Source organism: Streptomyces lancefieldiae (genome assembly GCF_031845825.1).
Taxonomy (GTDB): Bacteria; Actinomycetota; Actinomycetes; order Streptomycetales; family Streptomycetaceae; genus Streptomyces; species Streptomyces lancefieldiae.
Genome location: NZ_JAVRFH010000003.1, coordinates 275,829 through 298,259, shown reverse-complemented (window position 1 = coordinate 298,259; position 22,431 = coordinate 275,829). Strand labels below are relative to the sequence as shown.

Genomic DNA, 22,431 nt, shown 5'->3' with positions numbered 1-22,431 from the left:
TCCTTACCGGAGGGGTTCAGACCGGACGGGTTCAGGCGACGGCGTCGTGCAGCCGGGACGCCTGCTTGTCCTTCAGCGGGCCGATGACCGACAGCGAGGGCCGTCGTCCCAGGACGTCGCGGGCGACCGCTCGGACGTCGTCCGGCGTCACCGAGGCTATCCGGGCCAGCATGTCGTCGACGGACATCTGCTCGCCCCAGCACAGTTCGCTCTTGCCGATACGGTTCATCAGCGCGCCCGTGTCCTCCAGGCCGAGGACCGTGGAGCCCTGGAGCTGGCCGACGGCACGGCCGATCTCGTCGTCGCTCAGGCCGTGCTCGGCGACGTGGTCGAGTTCGTCCCGGCAGATCTTCAGCACGTCGTGCACCTGGGAGGGCCGGCAGCCCGCGTACACGCCGAAGAGGCCGCAGTCGGCGAAGCCCGAGGTGTACGAGTACACGCTGTAGGCCAGGCCGCGCTTCTCGCGGACCTCCTGGAAGAGGCGGGAGGACATGCCGCCGCCGAGGGCGGTGTTGAGGACACCCATGGCCCAGCGTCGCTCGTCGGTGCGGGCCAGGCCCGGCATGCCGAGGATGACGTGCGCCTGCTCGGTCTTGCGGCCGATCAGTTCGACGCGGCCGGCGGTGCGGATGGTGCGCAGGCCCTCGCGGGGGGCGATGGGTGCGGCCACCGGGTCCCTGAAGGCACCGGCCTTCTCGAAGGCGGCGCGGACCTGGCGCACGACCTTGTTGTGGTCGACGTTGCCGGCGCAGGCGACCACGAGGTGCGTCGGGTCGTAGTGCTTCTTGTAGAAGCGGCGGATGCGGTCGGCGGTGAGGGCGTTGACGGTGTCGACGGTGCCGAGGACCGGGCGGCCGAGGGCGTTGTCGCCGAACATGGTGTGCGCGAACAGGTCGTGCACGCAGTCGCCCGGGTCGTCCTCGGTCATCGCGATCTCCTCGAGGATGGCGCCGCGCTCGACGTCGACGTCCTCCTCCTGGATCAGCGAGCCGGTCAGCATGTCGCAGACCACGTCGATGGCGAGCGGCAGGTCGGTGTCGAGCACGCGCGCGTAGTAGCACGTGTACTCCTTGGCCGTGAACGCGTTCATCTCGCCGCCGACGGCGTCGAGGGCGGAGGAGATTTCCAGGGCGGACCTGCGGGACGTGCCCTTGAAGAGCAGGTGCTCGAGGTAGTGGGTGGCGCCGTTCAGGGCCGGGGTCTCGTCGCGGGAGCCGACGTGCGCCCAGATGCCGAAGGTCGCCGAGCGGACCGAGGGCAGGGTCTCGGTGACGATGCGCAGGCCGCCCGGGAGGGTGGTCTTGCGGACCGTACCGATGCCGTTCTCGCCCTTGATCAGGGTTTGGGTACGGGCGACGGCCCGCGCCTCCGAGGAGGTGCGGGCCGTCGCCTTGGAGCTACGGGACGTCACTGGTCGGCGTCGTCCTTCTTCTCTTCGTTCGCGTCCTCGCCCTCGATCACGGGGATCAGGGAGAGCTTGCCGCGGGAGTCGATCTCGGCGATCTCGACCTGGACCTTCTGGCCCACACCGAGGACGTCCTCGACGTTCTCCACGCGCTTGCCGCCGGCGAGCTTGCGGATCTGCGAGATGTGCAGCAGACCGTCCTTGCCGGGCAGCAGCGAGACGAACGCGCCGAAGGTCGTCGTCTTCACGACGGTGCCCAGGTAGCGCTCGCCGACCTCGGGCATGGTCGGGTTGGCGATGCCGTTGATCGTCGCGCGGGCGGCCTCGGCGGCCGGGCCGTCGGCGGCACCGATGTAGATCGTGCCGTCGTCCTCGATCGTGATGTCGGCGCCCGTGTCCTCCTGGATCTGGTTGATCATCTTGCCCTTGGGGCCGATGACCTCACCGATCTTGTCGACCGGGATCTTCACGGTGATGATCCGCGGCGCGTTCGGGGACATCTCGTCCGGCGTGTCGATCGCTTCCATCATCACGTCGAGGATGTGGAGGCGGGCGTCACGGGCCTGCTTGAGGGCGGCGGCCAGGACGGAGGCGGGGATGCCGTCCAGCTTGGTGTCGAGCTGGAGGGCGGTCACGAACTCCTTGGTGCCGGCGACCTTGAAGTCCATGTCGCCGAAGGCGTCCTCCGCACCGAGGATGTCGGTGAGGGCGACGTAGTGCGTCTCGCCGTTGATCTCCTGGGAGATCAGGCCCATGGCGATACCGGCGACGGGGGCCTTCAGCGGCACACCGGCGTTCAGCAGCGACATGGTGGAGGCGCAGACCGAGCCCATGGACGTCGAGCCGTTGGAGCCGAGGGCCTCGGACACCTGACGGATCGCGTAGGGGAACTCCTCGCGCGTCGGCAGCACCGGCACGATGGCGCGCTCGGCGAGGGCGCCGTGGCCGATCTCGCGGCGCTTCGGGGAGCCGACGCGGCCGGTCTCGCCGACGGAGTACGGCGGGAAGTTGTAGTTGTGCATGTAGCGCTTGCGGGTCACCGGCGAGAGGGTGTCCAGCTGCTGCTCCATGCGGAGCATGTTGAGGGTGGTGACGCCCAGGATCTGGGTCTCGCCACGCTCGAACAGGGCGGAGCCGTGCACGCGCGGGATGGCCTCGACCTCGGCGGCCAGGGTGCGGATGTCGGTGACACCGCGGCCGTCGATGCGCTTCTTCTCCTTGATGACGCGCTCACGGACCAGGGACTTGGTCAGCGAGCGGTACGCGGCGGAGATCTCCTTCTCGCGGCCCTCGAACTCCGGCAGGAGCTTCTCGGCGGCGAGCGCCTTGACGCGGTCCAGCTCGGCCTCGCGCTCCTGCTTGCCGGCGATGGTGAGCGCCTGGCTGAGCTCGGGGCGGACGGCGGCGCTGAGGGCCTCCAGGACGTCGTCCTGGTAGTCCAGGAAGATCGGGAACTCGCCGGTCGGCTTGGCGGCCTTCGCGGCGAGGTCGCCCTGGGCGCGGCACAGCACCTTGATGAAGGGCTTCGCGGCCTCCAGACCGGCGGCGACGACCTCCTCGGTGGGCGCCTCGGCGCCGCCCTCGACCAGCTTGATGGTCTTCTCGGTGGCCTCGGCCTCGACCATCATGATCGCGACGTCGCCGTCCTCCAGGACGCGGCCCGCGACGACCATGTCGAAGACGGCGTCCTCGAGCTCGGTGTGCGTCGGGAAGGCCACCCACTGGCCGCTGATCAGCGCGACGCGGACGCCGCCGATCGGGCCGGAGAAGGGCAGACCGGCCAGCTGCGTCGACGCGGAGGCGGCGTTGATCGCCACGACGTCGTACAGGTGGTCGGGGTTGAGGGCCATGATCGTGGCCACGACCTGGATCTCGTTGCGCAGGCCCTTCTTGAAGGACGGGCGCAGCGGGCGGTCGATCAGGCGGCAGGTGAGGACGGCGTCCTCGGACGGCCGGCCCTCACGACGGAAGAAGCTGCCGGGGATCTTGCCGGCGGCGTACATCCGCTCCTCGACGTCCACCGTGAGCGGGAAGAAGTCGAGCTGGTCCTTCGGGTTCTTGGAGGCGCTGGTGGCCGACAGCACCATGGTGTCGTCGTCCAGGTACGCCACGGCGGAACCGGCGGCCTGACGGGCCAGGCGGCCCGTCTCGAAGCGGATGGTGCGGGTGCCGAAGGAGCCGTTGTCGATGACGGCCTCGGCGTAGTGGGTCTCGTTCTCCACTAGCGTTTTCTCCGTTACTTGTCGTCTTTTGTCCCTCCTCGCCCGTGTGGCGGGGGGACGGTGCCGGAGAAGCGCCGCGTCCGGTGCGGGCCGGTCTTCGATCGAAGCACCCGGGATCCCCTCCCGGGGGCCACTACCGAGGACCGGCGACGGCGAGGCGCGCTTCTCCTTGTTCTTCTGCGCTTGTCTGCGCTTGTCTGTTTCGTTCGGTTTTGTGTGTCGTGCGTCTCGTGTTCGGTTACCACACTACAAAGGGGTGGCGACACCGCGCACGTACAGCAAAAGGAGCGGCCCCCGAACGATGGGAACCGCTCCCTTCACGGCGTCTTACTTGGCGCCCGCCGCACCGCGGCGGATGCCGAGGCGCTCGACCAGCGCACGGAAGCGCTGGATGTCCTTCTTGGCGAGGTACTGCAGCAGCCGGCGGCGCTGACCGACCAGGATCAGCAGACCACGACGGGAGTGGTGGTCGTGCTTGTGGGTCTTGAGGTGCTCGGTCAGGTCGGAGATCCGACGGGACAGCAGAGCGACCTGGACCTCGGGGGAGCCGGTGTCGCCCTCCTTGGTACCGAACTCGGAGATGATCTGCTTCTTCACTGCGGCGTCGAGCGACACGCGTACTCCTCTTAGTCTGTGAGTGGCCACCGAGTGCCCCCGGTCTACGTCTCGGGGGATCTTCCGTGACTCGGAAGGCGGGATCCGCTGGGCGCGACCTCCAGGGCTCTGAGCTCCGGGGGCGCGTACACAAACGTCCGTCACACAGCGTACCAGCCTGGGCGGACGGCCCGGCCCGGAGGGCGGGGCCCGCGCCTGGCCTCGCGGTGACACGCCTTTGCCGGGAACGGTGAGCCCGATGGCAGTGATCAGCGCGGATCCCGCCGCGATCACGGTGGGCCCGCTTCCGCGAACGGGGGCGGCGGGAAGGACGGAGCACCGGACATCGACCCGCCAAGTCCCGGCGGCGGGCGCGACCTTGCGCATGAGCGTCCCGGCCTCGGGACTGATGCAGCCGGTGCGGACGGCGGTCGTCGGCTTCCGCCGCCAAGGGCGGGTCAGGGCCAGTAATGTTGCCCGGGATCGTTGGTAAGCCGCCTGAAAGGACCCCTCCGCCATGGCCCAGGTGCCGGACGAGGAAGTCAAAGCACGCAAGGAACGCGAGCGGGACGAGCTCTACGCGCTCGACATCTCGGGCGTGGAGTGGCACTGCGCGCCGGGAACGGAGGAGCACGAGGAGCGGGTGGAGATCGCTTACCTTCCCGACGGTGCCGTGGCGATGCGGTCGTCGCTGGACCCGGAGACCGTGCTGCGGTACACCGAGGCGGAGTGGCGGGCCTTCGTGCTGGGCGCGCGGGACGGGGAGTTCGACCTGGAGCCGGCGCCCAGCGACGGAGGCGTCGCCGCCGAGTGACGCCGGTGCCTGCGTCGCGTGATCGCGGATTCCGGCGGCGGCGCGGGCCGAACCACCCGGTGCCGAGGCCCCGCCTCTCCGTCCGGATCCGTCAGGACGTGTGCGGCGCGCCGCTTCCGATGCCCAGCACGAGGTAGGTCCACTGCTTGGTCTTGGCGTCGGGGGGGCCGTTCGCGGCCTTGACGCCGAAGAAGACGCGCCCGTTCTGGACGACGATGTCGTTCTCGTCCGTCAGCGTCATCGTCTGCGCCTCGCTCGGCAGGCCGAAGTAGAGGTACGGCACCTCCTCGTCCGTCTGCGGGTCCAGGGCGACGAGGGCGTTGGGCGCGATGTGGTCGTTGCTCAGGCGCAGGGCGAGCAGCCGGTCGCCGCTCATGCGCACCGGGTAGAGCAGTGAGCCCGGGCCGGAGTCGAACTTCTTGGTGGTGTTCCCCGTCGCCAGGTCGAAGCCGATGACCCAGTTGGACGTCTGCTTCTCCGGCTGGTCCTTGCTGCGGATGAAGACCTGGTCCTTTCCGACGGCGATGGTCGGGCAGTCGTCGACCACGAGGTAGTCGGTGTAGGCGCAGTCGGCGACGTAGGCGCCGTTGCGGAGACTGATCGTGGCGCGGCTGCGGCCCCGGTCGTCGAGGGAGAGCAGATCGGTGATCTCCGTGTCGCCGGCGGAGACGGCGACGACGGCCGGGTCGGCGGAGGGCACGTTGAGGTCGCGGATGCCCTTGGCGGCGGAGTAGGTCCACAGGGCCCTGCCCGTGGCCGGGTCCAGCTTGCGCACCTTGTACGTGACGTTCTCCCAGGAGCCCGCGGGGAGACTCTCGTCACCGCTCCAGCACTGCTCCCGGACGATCAGTCCGCGGCCGCCGGCAGCGCCCATGTCCTGACAGGGGGCGGCGGTCGACGTGGTCCAGCGGGTGGTGCCCTTCTCCATGTCGTACCCGACGGTGCCGCCGCCCCAGGTGACGGCGACCGTGCCGTGCGCGAGGGTCACGCTGGGCCGGTCCTGGCCGGCGCCCGTGCCGGCGCCCGGCTCGGGGCCGGGCTGGGAGACGGGGAAGCGGTCCTCCCAGATCAGGCGGCCGTCGTCGAGGTCGACGAAGGCGACCTGGTTGCAGTAGGCCTCCTCCGCCCAGTCGTTCGCCCGGAAGAGGACGGCGGTGCGGTTGTCGCCGGTGACATGGCGCGTGTAGCCGCAGATCGGTCCGTCGAGCGCGAGCCGCCACGTTTCGTCGCCCGGCTCGGCGTCGCTGCCGATGCGCAGGCCGACGAGCGTCTTGTTGATGCCCTTGGCGAGGATGCGGTCCGTCGCCCACATCCCGGGCATCTCGAAGTGCTCCCCGGGCTTCATGTCGTCCACGGAGAACCGGAAGGCCATCTCACCGGTGGTGCTCGCGGGCCGCTTCTCGACCGTCTCGCGCACGTCGAGCGGGCCCTGCGCGACCGCGGTCGGCGACTTGTCCGACGTCTTCGAGTCCCCGCCGCCGGGCCCCCACAGCAGCCAACCGCCCGTGCCCAACGCCCCGACGACGACCACCGCCAGCAGCCCCAGGAGCAGCTTCCGGGCGCGCTTCCTCCGCGGGTCGCCGCTGCCGGCGGGACCGCGGTGGCCGTACGGGCCCTCGGGGGGCTCCACGGCGGGCGCGTGGCCTGGGGGCATGGACGGGGGCGGTCCGAAACTCACTCGGTGCCTCTTTCTGTGCCTGGGAAGTCCCGGCGGGTTGCCGGGAGTTCCCGCGAAGGGACGACGGACATCGTCCTTACTATGCCGGGCTCGCGATCACCCGGCGGGAGGGGGTGGTGGCGGACGCCGTCATCCTCCGTCCGGGGGTGGGCAGGTGAGGGGGCATAAGGGGCGGCAGCGACCACGTTGCGTCCGACTTGCTCGTGGATGTCGCATGAAAATCTCGCCAACGGGCAAGGCGTGCCGCACTTCTGAGCCGACTGTGGCGCAGTGGGCGAGACCTCGGGCGAGGGCGGGGGCTGACGGGGCGGGGCTTGTGGTGATTAGGCTGGTGTCGGGCGCGTCGCCAGAACCCGTGGACCGGGCGTCGGCGTCCCAGGGGGAGAGCCGGTGGATCGGACGACCTCGAACGGCCTCGGACAATCGTGAATGACAAGCAAGGGTCGCCCAGCACGGCATGAGGGTGCTCGACCACACCAGGAGGAACTGTGAGCAGCGATCGGGACGGGATCCGCGGGGGCTGGGCTACACCCGGCGATGACCAACCCGACGCGGAGTCCGCCGTCGAGACGACGGGCGAGTTCACCATCGACTACGCGCCGCCTGCCTGGTACACGCAGAACGCGGCGAGTGACGCGGGGGCCGGGCAGGGGCAGAGCCAGGGGCCGGGAGCGGGCTCGGGCTCGGGCTCGGGGGATGGCGGTGCTGATTCCTCTTCCGTCTCGTCCGCTTCTTCCGCTCCCTCCGCCCCTCCCGCTCCTCGTGGGCCGGTTCCGCCGCTGCCGGGGCTGACTCCGCCGCCGCACGCGGTCCCGTCCAACGGTCCTGCCTCCGTTCCGACTCCGGCCCCGGGGGCGCCCTTCACTCCGCCGCCGCCCGTTCCCGGTACCGCGTTCACTCCGCCGCCGCCCGTTCCGGGTACCGCGTTCACTCCGCCACCCCCGAACGGGGGGCCGGCCGGGGTGCCCAGGCTGCCGGTGGGCAGCGGGTTCGAACCCCAGCAGCCGCAGGGGAAGACGGAGCCCGAGCCCGAGCCGGAGGCAGTGGCGTCCCCGGCGCCTGCCGCGGGTCCGGCCTCTCCCACGGCCCTACCGACGTTCCCGGCCGGCGGGTTCCAGCTCCAGGCCCCCGCTCCCCCGGCGGCCAGGGAGCCGGAGCCCGACAACGGCGATCTCGAGAGTGGTGCCACCATGCGCTTCTCCGCGGTCGCCCTGAAGCGGGAGTTCGCGAAGCGCGCCGCGGCGGAGGAGTCCGGACCGCAGGAGCAGCCGGAGGCCTCGGTCGACGAGCCCGAAGTCACGGCAGAGGACGATGTGACGGTCGCCTCCGACGAGTCCGACGGAGCCGGAGCCGTCGAGGACAAGTCGGCCGATGTCTTCGCCGGGGCGGACGACGACGCCGCGGAGGGCGCGCACGACGACGGTTTCCGCCTCGCCGACGCCCGTGAACACGACGCCGTGAGCGACGCGGACGGGGACGACACGGGCGAAGGCGGTACGGCCGACGCGACGGACGGGTCCGGCTCCGGTTCCGCGGACGACGGCGCCGACTCCGACGCGGCCGACGACTCGGACGACCGCGTGGACGAGTCCGGCCTTGCCGCTCCGGCCCAGGACCTCGAGGCCGAGGCCGAGGGCAGCGTCCCGGCGGTGGACGAGCCCGAGGACGCGGTGCCCTCGGTGGATGCGGTGACGCCCGTTGCCGAGCCCGTGGACGCCGCCCCGGCCGACGCACCTCCGGCGGCGCCGGACGGAGTACCGCCGTTGCCTCCGCCGTACCCTCCGGTCGCCCCCGCGCATCAGTGGCCCGCCCAGTCGCAGCCGGCCCCCCTCGCTCCGGAGCAGTCGGCCGTACCGGTTCAGCAGCCTCCCTTCCAGCCACAGGCGCCGCAGCCGGCGCCCGCCGCGTGGAACGAGCCGGCCGCCGCGCCGCTGCCGCCGAACCAGGCGCCCGCGCAGCCCGGTTACGGCTTCCCCCAGCCGGGTGCCATGCCTCCGGCGGCGACGCAGCCTCCGGCCCAACAGCCGGACGGCACCTTCGCCCCTGCGACCGACGCCGCGGCCGCCGCCGGTTACGGCTTCCCGCAGCCCGGTGTGCCGGTACCCCAGCCCCACTCCCCGGCGCAGTCCGGCGGGTACGGCTTCCCGCAGGCGCCCGGGCAGCCGTACCCGCAGCCTCAGGGACAGCCGCACCCCGGCGTACCGCGGCAGGGCCAGCCGCTCCAGGGCGAGACGCAGGCTCCGCCCGCCGCGCCACAGGCAGCACAGCAGGACTTCGCGCCCCAGGCCCCGGCCCCGTCGGCCCAGCCCATGGCCCAGCCTGGTCAGCCGCCGCAGGCACCTGCACCGCAGGCACCGCAGGCACCGCACCAGGCGATGCAGCCCGGTCAGCCCGGCCAGCCGGATCAGCTCCAGCAGCCACAGCCGCCGGCGTTTCAGCAGCCCCAGCAGCCTTACCAGCCCCAACAGCCCCAACAGCCCCAACAGCAGCCGGTCGACCCCCGACTTGGCGCCGCCTGGCCGCAGCCCATGCAGCACGACCAGCGACAGCCCACCAACCCGGGGGCGGCGCCGCTCGGTTACACGGCCGCTGTGGAGCTGTCGTCCGACCGGCTGCTCAACAACAAGAAGCAGAAGGCGAAGAGCAGCCGCCCGGCGGCCGGCGGTTCGCGGTTCAAGCTGGGCGGCAAGAAGGAGGAGGCCGAGCGGCTGCGGAAGCTGGAGCTGATCCGCACGCCCGTGCTGTCCTGCTACCGCATCGCGGTCATCAGCCTCAAGGGCGGTGTCGGCAAGACGACCACCACGACCGCCCTCGGCTCCACGCTCGCCACCGAGCGTCAGGACAAGATCCTCGCGATCGACGCCAACCCGGACGCCGGCACGCTCGGCCGCCGGGTGCGCCGGGAGACCGGGGCCACCATCCGTGACCTCGTGCAGGCGATCCCGTACCTCAACTCGTACATGGACATCCGGCGGTTCACCTCCCAGGCCTCGTCCGGGCTGGAGATCATCGCCAACGACGTCGACCCGGCCGTGTCCACGACCTTCAACGACGAGGACTACCGGCGCGCGATCGACGTGCTCGGCAAGCAGTACCCGATCATCCTCACCGACTCGGGCACCGGTCTGCTCTACAGCGCCATGCGCGGTGTGCTCGACCTCGCCGACCAGCTCATCATCATCTCGACACCGTCCGTGGACGGTGCGAGCAGCGCCAGTACGACGCTGGACTGGCTGTCCGCGCACGGGTACGCCGACCTGGTGTCCCGCTCCCTCACCGTCATCTCGGGGGTCCGCGAGACCGGCAAGATGATCAAGGTCGAGGACATCGTCGGGCACTTCCAGAGCCGGTGCCGGGGCGTCATCGTGGTCCCGTTCGACGAGCATCTGGCCGCCGGTGCCGAGGTCGACCTCGACATGATGCGGCCGAAGGTACGGGAGGCGTACTTCAACCTCGCGGCGATGGTCGCCGAGGACTTCGTCCGCCACCAGCAGGCGCACGGCCTGTGGACGTCCGACGGCAACCCGCCGCCGGTCGCCGCCCCGCCGATGCCGGGCCAGAACCACCCGGGCCCGGGCCAGCCCGGTACGCCCGGACAGCCGGGCCGGTTCGCCCAGCCCGGACAGCAGGGCCGGCCCGGACAGCCCCAGCCCCAGCCCCAGCCGGGACAGCCGTACCCGCAGCAGCCCGGACAGCCGTACCCGCAGCCCGGGCAGCCCTACTCCCAGCCCGGTTACGGATATCCGCAGCCGGGGCAGGCACCTCCCCCGCCGCAGCAGTAGGTCCACGAACGCGCGAAGGCTCGCACCGTCGAGGACGGTGCGAGCCTTCGCGCGTTCGCAGGCAGAACCGGTGGGACTCGGGCGTCACGCTCTCACCAGGGAGGCGCCAGTGGTCTGCGCCAATGAGAGCGAACCTGCCAGCAACTCGTCGTTTCCGCAGGCCACATGGGGTTTGAGGCACCGTTGACGCGCGCAGACTGCCGCTGGTAGACACACACTTCATCCTGCGTGCACCCCTGTTCAAGCCCGCCTCACGCAAGGGCGCCCGGCGTCCGCGCGTGCGAAGACGTGAGGTCAGGTAGTCATGAGCACACGTGATCAGCACGGCAGTGGACGTACCGGCCCCCGCCCAAGGAGAACGCGGCTGCTCGCCGCCGCGGGCGCCACGGCTCTCCTCCTCGCGTCGGGGATATCCACCCCGTCGGCCTCGGCCAAGGAGGGCGACGGGGGCGACAAGGTGCTCACCGTCGCCGTGGCGCAGAGCGTCGACTCGCTCAGTCCGTTCCTGGCGGTACGGCTGCTCAGCACGAGCATCCACCGGCTGACGTACGAGTACCTGACCAACTACGACCCCGCGGACAACCACGCCGTCCCCGGTCTGGCCACCAAGTGGACATCGTCGCCGGACAAGTTGACCTGGACGTACACGATCCGCTCCGACTCCAAGTGGTCGGACGGGCGGCAGGCCACCGCCGAGGACGCGGCCTGGACGTTCAACAAGATGATGACCGACGACGGGGCCGCCACCGCCAACGGCAGCTTCGTCACCAACTTCGCGAAGGTCACCGCGACCGGCCCGACCGAGCTGGTGATCCGACTGAAGAAGCCGCAGGCCACGATGACCGCGCTCGACGTGCCGATCGTCCCCAGACACGTGTGGGAGAAGGTCGGGGACTTCTCGAAGTTCAACAACGACAAGGACTTCCCGGTCGTCGGGAACGGGCCGTTCATCCTCACGGACCACAAGCCGGACAGCTATGTGCGGATGAAGGCCAACAAGGACTTCTGGCGGGGCGCGCCCAAGTTCGACGAGCTGGTCTTCCGCTACTACAAGGACCAGGACGCCGCCGTCGCGGCCCTGCGCAAGGGCGAGGTGTCGTTCGTGGCCGGGTCGCCGTCCCTGACGCCCGCCCAGGCCGCCTCGCTCAAGAACGAGGAGAACATCCACGTCAACGACGCCCCGGGCCGCCGCTTCCACGCCCTCGCCACCAACCCTGGCGCACGGGCGAAGGACGGCACCGAGTTCGGTGACGGCGATCCCTCCCTGCTGGACCAACGGGTGCGGAACGCGCTGTTCATGGCGGTGGACCGCAAGGCGATCGTCGACAAGGTGTTCCAGGGCCACGCGGTCGAGGGTGCGGGTTACATCCCACCGCGCTTCTCGCAGTACTTCTTCGAGCCGTCGGCGGACCAGGAGCTGGCGTACGACCCGGCGCAGGCGGCACGGCTGCTCGACGAGGCCGGCTACCGGACGAACGCCGAGGGCGAGCGCCTGGGCAAGGACGGAAAGCCCCTGAACTATCGCATCCTGTGCCACGCCACCGACCCGAACGACAAGGCGGTCGGCAAGTACCTGCAGGAGTGGTGGGGCGAGCTCGGCATCTCGCTCACCCTCGACTGCCTGGACAACGTGTCCGATCCTTGGCTGGCCGGCACGTACGACCTCGCCTTCGACGGCTGGTCCGTCAACCCCGACCCGGACTTCGTGCTCTCCATCCACACCTGCGCGGCGCTCCCGGCGACGCCGAAGGACACCGGGGCCACCGACAACTTCATCTGCGACAAGGCGTACGACGAGCTGTACGCCCGGCAGCTCGTGGAGTACGACCCCGGGAAACGGGCGGACATCGTCAAGCAGATGCAGTCCCGGCTCTACGACCTGGGGTACATGAACGTCATGGCCTACCCCAACGCGGTCGAGGCCTATCGCACGGACCAGATCGAGTCGATCACGACCATGCCGTCCGCCGCGGGCAACATCTACGGGCAGGACGGCTACTGGAGCTGGTGGTCTGCCGTTCCTGCGGACTCCGGTGAGTCGTCCGGGAGTTCGTCGTCGACCGGCGCCGTCATCGGGATCTCCGCGGGCGCCGTCGTCCTCGTCGGCCTCGGGGTGCTCTTCGCCGTCCGCCGCAGGGCGACCGCGGACGACCGTGAGTAGCGCGACCGAATCCGCGATCGGGAAGCGGCCGTCCACGGCATCGCGCGGGCGCACCGGCGGCGCCTATCCGCGGTACGTGGCGGGCAAGCTGGCGGGGGCGGTCGTCTCCCTGTTCGCCGTCCTCGTCACCAGCTTCTTCCTCTTCCGGTTGGTCCCCGGCGATCCGGTGAAGTTCATGACCGGTGGCCGCCCGGTGTCGGCCCAGCAACTCGACGCGTACCGGGCGGAGTTCGGGCTCGACCTGCCGCTGTGGCAGCAGTTCACGGAGTACTGCCTCAAGGCGCTGACCGGGGACCTGGGCACGTCGTACCAGTTCCACGCGCCCGTCGTCGACAAGATCACCGAGGCGTTGCCGAACACGCTGCTGCTCACCGGCACGGCCTTCGTCCTCTACACCGCGCTGGGTGCCTTCCTCGGCACCCGCTCGGCGTGGCGGCACGGCGGACTCGGCGACCGGCTGAACACCGGTCTGGCGCTGACGCTGTACTCCATCCCGTCCTTCTGGCTGGGTCTGCTGCTCATCATCGTCCTGTCGGTCGGGGTGGACCCGATCCCGGGCCTGTTCCCGACCGGGGGCATGGAGACGGGCGGCAAGGAGGGCTTCGCCCACGTCGTCGACGTCGCGCACCATCTCGTCCTGCCGGTGGTGACGTTGGTCGCGGTGGAGTACGGGCAGACGCTGCTGGTCACTCGGTCGGCGCTGATGGACGAGATGGGCGGCGACTATCTGACGACCGCGCGGGCCAAGGGTCTCAGGGACGACCTCGTACGACGCCGGCACGCCGTGCCCAACGCGCTGCTGCCGACCGTGACGCTGGTCTTCGTGAACCTGGGGCGGACCGTGGCGGGTGTCATCCTCGTCGAGACGGTCTTCTCCTGGCCGGGGCTCGGCGGGCTGTTCTACCAGGCACTCAGCGTGCCCGACCTTCCGTTGGTGCAGGGGCTGTTCTTCGTGTTCGCCGCTGCGGTGATCCTCATGAACACACTGGCCGACCTGTTGTATCCGCTGTTCGATCCGAGGGTGGGCCGATGACCGCCGAGACCACCGAGACCCCCGTGAAGCCCGGCGCGCCCGGTCCGCGCGCTCTCGCCCGGCGGCGCCGCCGGGCCTCCGTCGCTCGCTTCTGGAAGCAGTACCGCCGGCACCGCGCGGGCCTGTTCGGGCTGGCCGCACTGGGGCTGTTCGTGCTCGTCGCGCTGACCGCGCCGCTGACCGTCGGGTCGGACGTGGACAGTGTGACCGGCGCGCCGGGGCAACCGCTGGAGAGCCCGAGCGGACGCTTCCCGCTGGGCACCGACCAGTTCGGACGGAACCTGCTGGGCCTGTTGGTCTGGGGTTCGCGCGTCTCGCTGCTCGTCGGGTTGCTGGCGGCGGCGCTGTCGGTGACGATCGGCGCGCTGATCGGGATCACGGCCGGGCACTTCCGCGGCTGGTACGCCACGGTGACGATGCGGATCACGGACTGGTTCCTGGTGATGCCGACGCTGGTGCTCGCCATCGTGCTGGCGACGGTCCTGTCCCGTTCGCTCGGCACGATCGTGCTGGCGATCGGCGTGACCACCTGGCCCACCACGGCCCGGTTGGTGCGGGCACAGACGCTGGCGGTGGAGTCCCGGCCGTACATCGAACGCGCGAAGGCGCTCGGTGGCGGGCACTGGCACATCATGTCCCGGCACGTGCTGCCCAACGTCATGCCGTTGGTCCTCGCCCAGACGACCCTGATCATCTCGTCCGCGATCCTGGCCGAGGCGACCCTGGCCTTCCTCGGGCTCGGGGACCCGACGGTCGTGTCCTGGGGCGGGCTGCTGCAGGACGCGCGGGAGGCGGGGTCCGTGAGTTCCGGCGACTGGTGGTACCTGGTGCCGCCGGGCGTCGGGATCGCGGTCGTGGCGCTGGCGTTCACCCTGTGCGGGCGTGCGGTGGAGGCCGTGCTCAATCCCAGGCTGGGGGTGTCGCGTTGAGTCTGCTGGAGGTCCGCGACCTGGAGGTGACGTATCCCGGTGGAGCGGCCGCCGTGCGCGGGGTCGACCTGACCCTCGTCGCGGGCGAGAAGCTCGGCATCGCGGGCGAGTCCGGCTGCGGCAAGTCCACCCTGGCGCTGGCGCTGCTGCGGCTGCTGCCGGCCGGGGCCCGGATCGCCGGGGAGGTCCTGCTGGACGGCGAGGACGTGCTGACGATGAAGTGGGGCCGGGTGCGGGCGGTGCGCTGGGCGGGGGCGTCGATCGTCTTCCAGGGGGCGATGCACTCCCTGAACGCCGTGCACCGCATCGGTGACCAGATCGCCGAGCCCATCCTGTTGCACCGCAGGGCCACGCCGGCCGGCGCGCGGAAGAGGACCGGTGAGCTGCTGGAGCAGGTGGGTCTGCCGGCGGCCCGGGCGAGTGCCTACCCGCACGAACTGTCCGGCGGCCAGCGGCAGCGCGTGATGATCGCGATGGCACTGGCGTGCGACCCGCGCCTGATCGTCGCCGACGAACCCACCACGGCCCTCGACGTGATGATCCAGGCGCAGATCCTGCGGCTGATCGAGGGCCTGGTGGGCGAGCAGCACGTGGGCCTGATCATGATCAGTCACGATCTCGCCGTGCTGGCCGACACCTGCGACCGGCTCGCGGTGATGTACGCGGGCCGGGTGGTCGAGGAGGGCCCGGCACGCCAGGTCTACGAGGATGCCCTGCACCCCTACGGCCGCGCGCTGTCGGGGGCGTTCCCGAGGATCGGGGACCCGGGCTCGCGGTTCGCGCCGCGGGGACTGCCCGGCGACCCACCCGACCCGGCGGCGGTGCCGGCGGGGTGCGCGTTCCGTCCGAGGTGCCCGGTCGCGTTGGACGTCTGCGCCACTGGGGACCAGGCACTGCGGGCGGCGGGCCCGGACCGGCGGGCGGCGTGCGTGCACGTGGGGCCCGACGGTGCGGGGGCGCCCGGGGGCACACGGATGCCGGCCGGCACGGACGCCCCCGGCGACACGGAGACGCCCAGCGGTGGAGAGACGCCCGACGGCACGGAAACGCCGGACGGCACCGGGCATCCCACCGGTACGGAGACCTCCGACGACGGCACGGGAACACCACCCGCCGACCGCGGGGCGACCGGCGGTACGGCCGGCGGACCTCGTCGGCGCGGAGCGAGGGAATGAGGAGCGGTACCCCATGACGAGCGCCACCTCCGAGCTCCTGAGCGTCCAGGGGTTGCACGTCGCCTTCCCGGGCAGGCGCGGCGCGCCGGCCGCCCGGGCCGTGGACGGGGTCGATCTCGGCATCCGGCGGGGCGAGATCGTCGCGCTGGTCGGCGAGTCGGGCTCCGGGAAGACGACACTCGCCCGTTGCCTGCTCGGCCTCGTCCCGCCGACGGCGGGCCGCATCACCTTCGACGGCGCGCCACTGGAGCGCTCCGGCCGCGCCCTGAAGGCGTACCGCAGGCGGGCCCAACTGGTCCTCCAGGACCCGAGCGGCTCGCTGAACCCGCGGCACACGGTGTACGACATCGTCGCCGAGGGCCTGCGCATCCACGGCCACGCGGGAGACGAACGGGCGGCGGTCGCCGAGGCCCTGTCCCGGGCCGGGTTGCGGCCGCCCGAGCGCTTCTTCCTGCGTTACCCGCACGAGCTCTCGGGCGGCCAGCGCCAGCGGGTCGTCATCGCGGGCGCGCTGGTCCTCGAACCGGAGTTCCTCGTCGCCGACGAACCGGTGGCCTCCCTCGACGCCTCGGTGCGCGGCGAGATCCTCGCGCTGCTGCTGCGGCTGCGCACCGAGCTCGGCCTGTCCGCGCTGGTGGTCACCCATGACCTGGGTCTGGCCTGGAACATCGCCGACCGGGTCGCGGTGATGTACCTCGGCCGGATCGTCGAGACCGGCGCGGTGGAACAGGTGCTGACGGCCCCCCGGCATCCGTACACCCAGGCCCTGCTGTCCGTGCTGCCGGAGGCGCCCGGCGCCCCGGTCGTGCTCACCGGCGAACCCCCCGACCCGTCGCACATCCCCACCGGCTGCCGCTTCCACGTCCGCTGCCAGGTCCTGGCCGGGGGCGAGGCCGAACGCGTCGGCGTCGCCGACGCGTGCCGGAGCCGGGACCTGGAGGTCCTGCACGGTGGCGACGAGTCCCAGGTCGCCTGCCACTGGGCCCGGGCCCGGGCGGAGCAGCCCACGGCCGGGGGCGGGGGCGGGGACGGAGCAGCCGTGCGGCCGGGCTGACACCCGCGGGCACGGGCGAACACGAGGCCGCCCGCCGCGCCCGGCGGCTACGCGGTGCGGCCGTCGTGGGGCGTGGGCACGCGGGCCGGCAGCGGCCGTCCCGGCGATGACGGATGTGCCGGCGAGGACCGGCGTACCGGCAAGGACAGACGTGCCGACGAGGGAGGACGTGCCGAGCGGGCCCGCCCGGCCGGTGCGGGCCGGGCTGTCACCGTGACCGTCAGGCCCGGTGGACGTCCGCCGTGATGATCTCCCGGCACCTGTCGACGTCCGCGGCCATCTGCTCCAGCAGCGCGTCCAGCGTGTCGAACTTCGCCTGGCCCCGTACGAAGGCCAGGAAGTCCACGGCGACGTGCAGGCCGTACAGGTCGAGGCCCACCCGGTCGATGGCGTACGCCTCCACCGTGCGCTCGGTGCCCTCGAACTGCGGGTTGGTGCCGACGGAGATCGCCGCCGGCATCACCTCGCCCTGGGCGTGCAGCCGGCCGGCGTAGACGCCGTCGGCCGGGACGGCGGTGTGCGGGAGGGTCTCGACGTTGGCCGTGGGGAAGCCCAGCTCACGGCCGCGCTGGGCGCCCCGGACGACGACGCCCTCGACGCGGTGCGGGCGTCCCAGGATCTCCGCGGCGCCCTGGACGTCGCCCTCGGCGACGAGGCGGCGGGTCAGGGTCGAGGAGAACGGTTCGCCGCCGCCCGCGTCACCGGTCACGTACAGGTCGACGACCTCGACCTCGAAGTCGTAGACCTTGCCCTGTTCGGCCAGGAACTCCACGTTCCCGGCCGCCTTGTGGCCGAAGCGGAAGTTGGGGCCCTCGACGACGGCCTTGGCGTGCAGCCTGTCGACCAGGACCTTGACGACGAAGTCGGCCGCGGACAGCTTCGAGAACTCCGTCGTGAAGGGGAGGATCAGCACGGCGTCCACACCCAGGTCCGCCATGAGTTCGGCGCGGCGGTGGTGCGGGGCGAGCAGCGGCGGGTGGCTGCCGGGACGGACGACCTCGCTGGGGTGCGGGTCGAAGGTGACGACGACGGTGCGGACGCCCAGCTCGCGGGCGCGGTCCACGGCGTGCTCGATGATCAACTGGTGCCCGCGGTGGACGCCGTCGTAGGACCCGATGGTGACGACGCTGCGTCCCCAGTCCTCGGGGATGTCCTCCAAGCCACGCCAGCGCTGCACTGTGTCTGCTCCTTGGTGGTTTCCGTTGCCTCTTACGCAGGTCTAAGGGTGCCATGCCCTGCGACTCCCGCCCCCATCGGCATCGGCGCTGTGACCGGGTGCACGTGGCGCGGGCCGGCTCGGCCTCACGCGAGGACGCGTGCACCCGCCAGGTTCTCGATCGTCCGCCGTGCGCTGGGGCCCACCAGCGCGGCCCAGTCCTGGGGCGCGTCGGCCAGCCAGCCGGTCACGCGGGTGGCGAAGCCGGGGAGGTGGCGGGCCAGGTCGACCAGGCCGCGGTCGAAGCGGGTGGCGCCGTCCGGGGTGCGGACGAGGAGGAGGCCGGTGCGGTGCACGAGGGCGCGCAGGTCGTCGCCGCCGCGCCGGGCGGCCGCGTGCAGCAGCGCGTCCAGGACCGAGGGTTCCCGCTCGTGGGCCAGGAGGTGTTCGCGCAGCTCGCGGCGGAGCGGGCCGCGCCCGGGGGAGTCGGCGGCGGCGAGGACTCCGGCGAGGGCTGCCCGCACCGGCTCGGGACCGTCGTCCAGCAGTCCGGTGACCAGGGGGTGGAGCACGGCGCGGGCCGCGGGGCCCCGGTCGAGGCGCCGGTCGACGTACGCGGCCACGTGCCCGGCGGTCTCCGGGCGCTCGGCCACGGTCTGCCCGACGAGTACGGCGACCCGGTGGGCGAGCGCGGGTGTGGTGGCGTCGACGAGCCTGCGCAGCGTCTCCCCGGCGTCCGGGCCGCGCAGCCGGGCCCGGAAGGCGTCGAGGACGGGTTCCGGGTGGGTCGGCAGGGCGGCGGCCATCGCGCTCGGCGGGAGGTACGGGTCGCCCGCCGCGAAGTGGTCCAGCGCCTGCGGGAGGTGCCGGTCGCGGCTGCCCGGATCCCGCACGAGCAGGGCGAGCGCGCCGCCGCGCAGGGGGCTGTCGGCGGGGCCGGCGAGGAGGACCAGGGCGGCGTGGCGGAGCAGGGTGCGGTCGGCGGCGGTGCGGGCGTGCGGGGCGACGCGCAGGCCGTGGGTCACGGCCGCCGTCTGCCGCTGGGGCCTCTCGTCGCGCGCCCACCGCTCGACGGCGCGACACAGGGCGGACGGCTCCTCCTCGGCCAGGACGGCGAGCAGTTCGTCCGCACGTCGGTGCGCGCTGTCGACGAGCACCTCGGTGAGGCCGTCCAGACCGCGGTGGCGATGGGTGTGCAGCAGCGCCTGCGCGGCCGTCGCCACGGTGGCGTTCGGGGTGGCGGGCAACGGCCGTTCGTCGTCGAACCAGCGGACGAGGAGGGGTTGCACGGTCGCGGGATCGGCGGTGAGCAGCGCGGCGACGGTGTCGAGGTGGCGGGGGCCGGGCTCGTGCGGGGGGCCGTCGGCGAGGACGAGGCGGCGCAGCAGGTCGAGGCGTGTGGCCTCCGGCAGCCGCAGGGCCGTCCAGAAGGCGGGCCCGAACTCCGCGGGCGCCGCACGTCCTTCCGCTCTCCGTTCGGCGATGCCGTCGGCGAGCAGCCGCAGCACCTCCGTGTACGGCGCCGCCTCGGGTACGCGGGTCAGCACCACGGCGAGGAGGCGCGCCGCCCACCAGGAGTGCGGATCGGCGTCGAGGGCGTTCACCAACTCTTCCAGCGTCAGGGCGAGTTGCGGGATGCCGTGCTGGCGGGCGAGGAGCAACACGGCCTCGACGACGGGGCCGATGCGGTGGTGCGGCACGGGGAGGGTACGGGGGTCGTGCGGGGTGCCGCGGCGGTGGACGAGGGCGCGCAGGGCCTCGCCCAGGTCGAGGTGGGTGCCCTGGATCCAGTCGGCGAGCTCCTCGTGCGCGAAGCGGTAGCCGCTCCCGGCGGGTACGAGGAGGCCCTCGGCGAGCACGGCGGTCGCCCACCCGGTGCCGCCGCCGAGCCGGGCGGGGGCCGGCCCCCACGGGAACACCGCCTCGAACGACTCCCGGTCCAGCTCGCCCTGGCCCGGGCCGAGACTGCGCCGGGCCGCTTCGTGCACCTGCCCGGACACCTTGGCCGCGAGTCGGCGTACGGCGGTGCCGCACAGCCCGTTCTCCTCGGCCAGACGGGTCGCGATGCGCAGGCACATCAGGTCCAGGTGGGCGGTGAAGACCGCGTCCCGGTCGACGCGGACGGGGGGAGGCGGGCCGGGGAGGGCCGCGAGGACCTCCGAGAACAGACGGAGGGTGAGCGGGTGCCGGTCGTCCGGGTCCGCCAGAGCACCCTCGGGTACGCGGTAGCGTGCGCGCGCCTCCCGGGCCTCGTCGTCCCGCAGGTCGCCGAGGCGGACGCAGGGCGGGAGCACCGCGGCGACCGCTCCGGACCGCGCCCCGCCGCCGCCCACCCCGACCGACGGCGTCCCGACGGCCCTCCCGGACGGCGTCCCGTCGGTGCTCCCGGACAACGACATCCCACCGGCCGCCCCGGCCGACGGCGCCCTGACAGCCTGGCCGGCCCCGGGCCCACCGGCAGCCACCCCGGACTCCGATCCCGCGTCCCCCGACCCGAACGCCGCCTCGCCACCGGTCTCTGCGGACGGCATCGTGCCGAGGGTCTTCCCCCATCCCCGCGCACCGGCCGCCGCCCCGGTCCCTGGTCCTCCGGCCGCCTGCCCGAACGGCACCTCACCACCAGCGGTCCCGGACAACGGCGCTCCAGCAGCCGCTCCCGACAACGACACCCCACCGGCCGTCCCGGGCGACGGCTGCCCGGTGTCCCGCACGGACCGCGAGGCGCCGTCGGTCGACCCGCCCGACAGCTCCCCGCCGGTTCCCCGGGGCGACGGCACGCCCACGGCCCGCTCCGGTGTCCACTCCCCCGCGGCCGATCCGGAGGGCGGCTTCCCGGCGGCCCGCCCGGGCGGCGAGTCGCCCGCGGCCGACGTGGAGGGCGGTCCCCCCGCCACCGCCCCGTACAGCAGCTCGCGCGGGAACTCCGCCCCCGCCCGCTCCCAGTACTCCGCCCGGCACGCCACCACGAGGCCTGCCCCCGTCTCCCGCAGCCAGGCCGCCGTCCCCTCGGTCCACTCGGGGAGGCGGTGGGCCAGGACGGGCGGCATCTCCTCGGGGCCGTCGAGGAGGACCAGGAGGGGCCGCCCCGCGGTACGGGCGAGGCGGGCGAGGCGCTCCGGGGTGATGTCGCCGAGGCCTGCGGGACGGGAGCGGTCGGAGGCGGCCACGATGCGGGCGGCACGGCCGAGCGTCCTGCGTGCCGCGTCCGCCAGGGACGTGTCGTCGTCGCGCAGATCGGCGCCGCGCAGCCACAGTGTGGGCGCCGGCGCCGCGCCGCGGGAGCGGCGGGTGGCCAGTGCCGACAACTCGGTCGTACGACCGCTGCCGGGCGCACCGACGAGCCCGAGGACGGATGCCCGGCTCCCGGTGAAGGCGGCGAACTCGCGTGCCGTGTCGATTCGTTCGACCGGCTCCACCGCACCGACGGCTCCCGTCGGCGCCTCGGGCGGACCGTCCTGCCCCACCGAGGTCGCCGTGAGGGCGAGCACTCCGGCCAGGTTGAGGTCGGCGCCGTAGGCCGGGACCGTCGCCGCGTTCTCGGCGAGCAGGTCGGCGAGGGGGCCGGGGGCCGCGGGCAGCGGCACGGCGAAGCCCACGTCGCTGTGTCCGGAGCTCAGGGCGGTGCCCAGCACACCGAGCACGGCGCCGGTCGCGATGTCGAGCACGGGGCCGCCCGCCGCGCCGCCGCCCAGCCGCAGCGCGTCCCGCCCCGACATGCCCACCGCCAGTTCCATGGCGCCACCGAGGTGGTGGAAGCGGTCGGTGGCCGTGTAGGTGACGTCGGTGGCGCCGAGGACACGGGCCTCGCGCCAGCCACCGGCGGCGATCCGGACGTACGTACCGGCCTCGACGCGGCTCCGCGCGGTGACGGGCAGCGGTTCGAGGTGGAGGCCCTCGGCGCGTACGAGGGCCAGGCCCAGGGCGGGCAGCGGGGTCACGTCGGCGGCGGCCACGACACGGCGGCGGTCCCCGGCGGCGCGCAGTACCAGCCGGGGCAGGCCGTCGACCGCCTCGTGACTGGTGATCACCGTGCCGTGGTGGTCTGCGGCGAATCCCGTGCCACGGGGGCGGCCGGCCAGGTCGTGGAGGCGGACGAGGGCCTCGTCGGGCACGTACCCCGTCGGATCGTCCGGTCTCTCCGGCGTTCCTACGCGCGGGTCCCGGAAGTCGTCCCCGGACCGCCGTCCCGCCCTGCCGCCCGCCGCTTCCCGGGACCGGTTCCGCGACGCCATCGTCGAGCCTCCCCGCCGTACACCCGTGCCGTGCGTTCGACGGTAGGCGCTGATGATCAGCGGGACAGTTCCCGCGGTAAACGCGCCCCCCTCCGCTCCCCCGTTTCACTCCGAGCGCCCGGCCGGACGGGTGAACAGAAGGGCGGAGTTGGATACACCCTGAGGGTGGGGGAACCGAGGGGGACCGTGGAGCGGC

Annotated in this window: 13 protein-coding genes; 7 read left to right on the top strand and 6 right to left on the bottom strand. The window is 72.6% G+C overall.

What is annotated here, in order from left to right; genetic code table 11:
- Nucleotides 1–31 precede the first annotated feature (31 nt).
- The 3 genes from RM812_RS05025 to rpsO form a co-directional block, all read right to left on the bottom strand.
- A complete protein-coding gene (locus RM812_RS05025; RefSeq protein ID WP_311571158.1) occupies nt 32–1,411 on the bottom strand; it encodes a M16 family metallopeptidase in 1,380 nt (459 codons plus the stop codon).
- Entirely contained in the window at nt 1,408–3,627 is a 2,220-nt protein-coding gene (locus RM812_RS05020) for a polyribonucleotide nucleotidyltransferase (RefSeq protein WP_311571157.1), read from the bottom strand. The genes RM812_RS05025 and RM812_RS05020 overlap by 4 nt, the downstream gene beginning before the upstream one ends.
- A gap of 327 nt (nt 3,628–3,954) precedes the next feature.
- Complete coding sequence (gene rpsO, locus RM812_RS05015; RefSeq protein WP_006130415.1) at nt 3,955–4,242, bottom strand: 30S ribosomal protein S15; 288 nt, start codon at nt 4,240–4,242, stop codon at nt 3,955–3,957.
- Nucleotides 4,243–4,738: 496 nt separating this feature from the next.
- On the opposite strand from rpsO, the gene RM812_RS05010 reads away from it, so the two are divergent.
- Complete coding sequence (locus RM812_RS05010) at nt 4,739–5,035, top strand: DUF397 domain-containing protein (protein WP_311571156.1); 297 nt, start codon at nt 4,739–4,741, stop codon at nt 5,033–5,035.
- Nucleotides 5,036–5,126: 91 nt separating this feature from the next.
- Here RM812_RS05010 and RM812_RS05005 read toward each other — a convergent pair whose 3' ends face one another.
- Complete coding sequence (locus RM812_RS05005; protein ID WP_311571155.1) at nt 5,127–6,689, bottom strand: outer membrane protein assembly factor BamB family protein; 1,563 nt, start codon at nt 6,687–6,689, stop codon at nt 5,127–5,129.
- 512 nt (nt 6,690–7,201) lie between these two features.
- On the opposite strand from RM812_RS05005, the gene RM812_RS05000 reads away from it, so the two are divergent.
- The 6 genes from RM812_RS05000 to RM812_RS04975 all read left to right on the top strand — a co-directional run bounded on the left by RM812_RS05000 (nt 7,202) and on the right by RM812_RS04975 (nt 16,847).
- Nucleotides 7,202–10,495: an SCO5717 family growth-regulating ATPase gene (locus tag RM812_RS05000; protein WP_311571154.1), complete on the top strand. Its 3,294-nt coding sequence runs from the start codon at nt 7,202–7,204 to the stop codon at nt 10,493–10,495.
- 304 nt (nt 10,496–10,799) lie between these two features.
- Nucleotides 10,800–12,656 carry an ABC transporter substrate-binding protein gene (locus tag RM812_RS04995; protein ID WP_311571153.1) on the top strand — a complete coding sequence of 619 codons (1,857 nt, stop codon included), beginning with the start codon at nt 10,800–10,802 and terminating at the stop codon, nt 12,654–12,656.
- Nucleotides 12,649–13,689, top strand: coding sequence for an ABC transporter permease (locus RM812_RS04990; RefSeq protein ID WP_394816423.1), 1,041 nt, complete (start codon nt 12,649–12,651; stop codon nt 13,687–13,689). Before RM812_RS04995 ends, RM812_RS04990 begins: the two co-directional genes overlap by 8 nt.
- A complete protein-coding gene (locus tag RM812_RS04985) occupies nt 13,686–14,618 on the top strand; it encodes an ABC transporter permease (protein WP_311571152.1) in 933 nt (310 codons plus the stop codon). Before RM812_RS04990 ends, RM812_RS04985 begins: the two co-directional genes overlap by 4 nt.
- The gene (locus RM812_RS04980; protein WP_311571151.1) at nt 14,615–15,793 is read left to right on the top strand and encodes an ABC transporter ATP-binding protein; all 1,179 of its coding nucleotides are present in this window, start codon (nt 14,615–14,617) and stop codon (nt 15,791–15,793) included. The genes RM812_RS04985 and RM812_RS04980 overlap by 4 nt, the downstream gene beginning before the upstream one ends.
- A gap of 13 nt (nt 15,794–15,806) precedes the next feature.
- Complete coding sequence (locus tag RM812_RS04975) at nt 15,807–16,847, top strand: ABC transporter ATP-binding protein (protein WP_311571150.1); 1,041 nt, start codon at nt 15,807–15,809, stop codon at nt 16,845–16,847.
- Nucleotides 16,848–17,067: 220 nt separating this feature from the next.
- Here the strand turns inward: RM812_RS04975 and RM812_RS04970 are convergent, their stop codons facing one another.
- Nucleotides 17,068–18,024: a bifunctional riboflavin kinase/FAD synthetase gene (locus RM812_RS04970; protein WP_311571149.1), complete on the bottom strand. Its 957-nt coding sequence runs from the start codon at nt 18,022–18,024 to the stop codon at nt 17,068–17,070.
- A gap of 125 nt (nt 18,025–18,149) precedes the next feature.
- Entirely contained in the window at nt 18,150–22,235 is a 4,086-nt protein-coding gene (locus tag RM812_RS04965; RefSeq protein WP_311571148.1) for a hypothetical protein, read from the bottom strand.
- Between the last annotated feature and the right edge of the window lie 196 nt (nt 22,236–22,431).

What these genes read in the sequence shown, in the direction of transcription:
- RM812_RS04975 (WP_311571150.1), top strand. Translation starts at nt 15,807, where the DNA reads ATGACGAGCGCCACCTCCGAGCTCCTGAGCGTCCAGGGGTTGCACGTC.
- RM812_RS04985 (WP_311571152.1), top strand. Translation starts at nt 13,686, where the DNA reads ATGACCGCCGAGACCACCGAGACCCCCGTGAAGCCCGGCGCGCCCGGT.
- RM812_RS05005 (WP_311571155.1), bottom strand. Translation starts at nt 6,689, where the DNA reads ATGCCCCCAGGCCACGCGCCCGCCGTGGAGCCCCCCGAGGGCCCGTAC.
- RM812_RS05010 (WP_311571156.1), top strand. Translation starts at nt 4,739, where the DNA reads ATGGCCCAGGTGCCGGACGAGGAAGTCAAAGCACGCAAGGAACGCGAG.
- RM812_RS04995 (WP_311571153.1), top strand. Translation starts at nt 10,800, where the DNA reads ATGAGCACACGTGATCAGCACGGCAGTGGACGTACCGGCCCCCGCCCA.
- RM812_RS04965 (WP_311571148.1), bottom strand. Translation starts at nt 22,235, where the DNA reads ATGGCGTCGCGGAACCGGTCCCGGGAAGCGGCGGGCGGCAGGGCGGGA.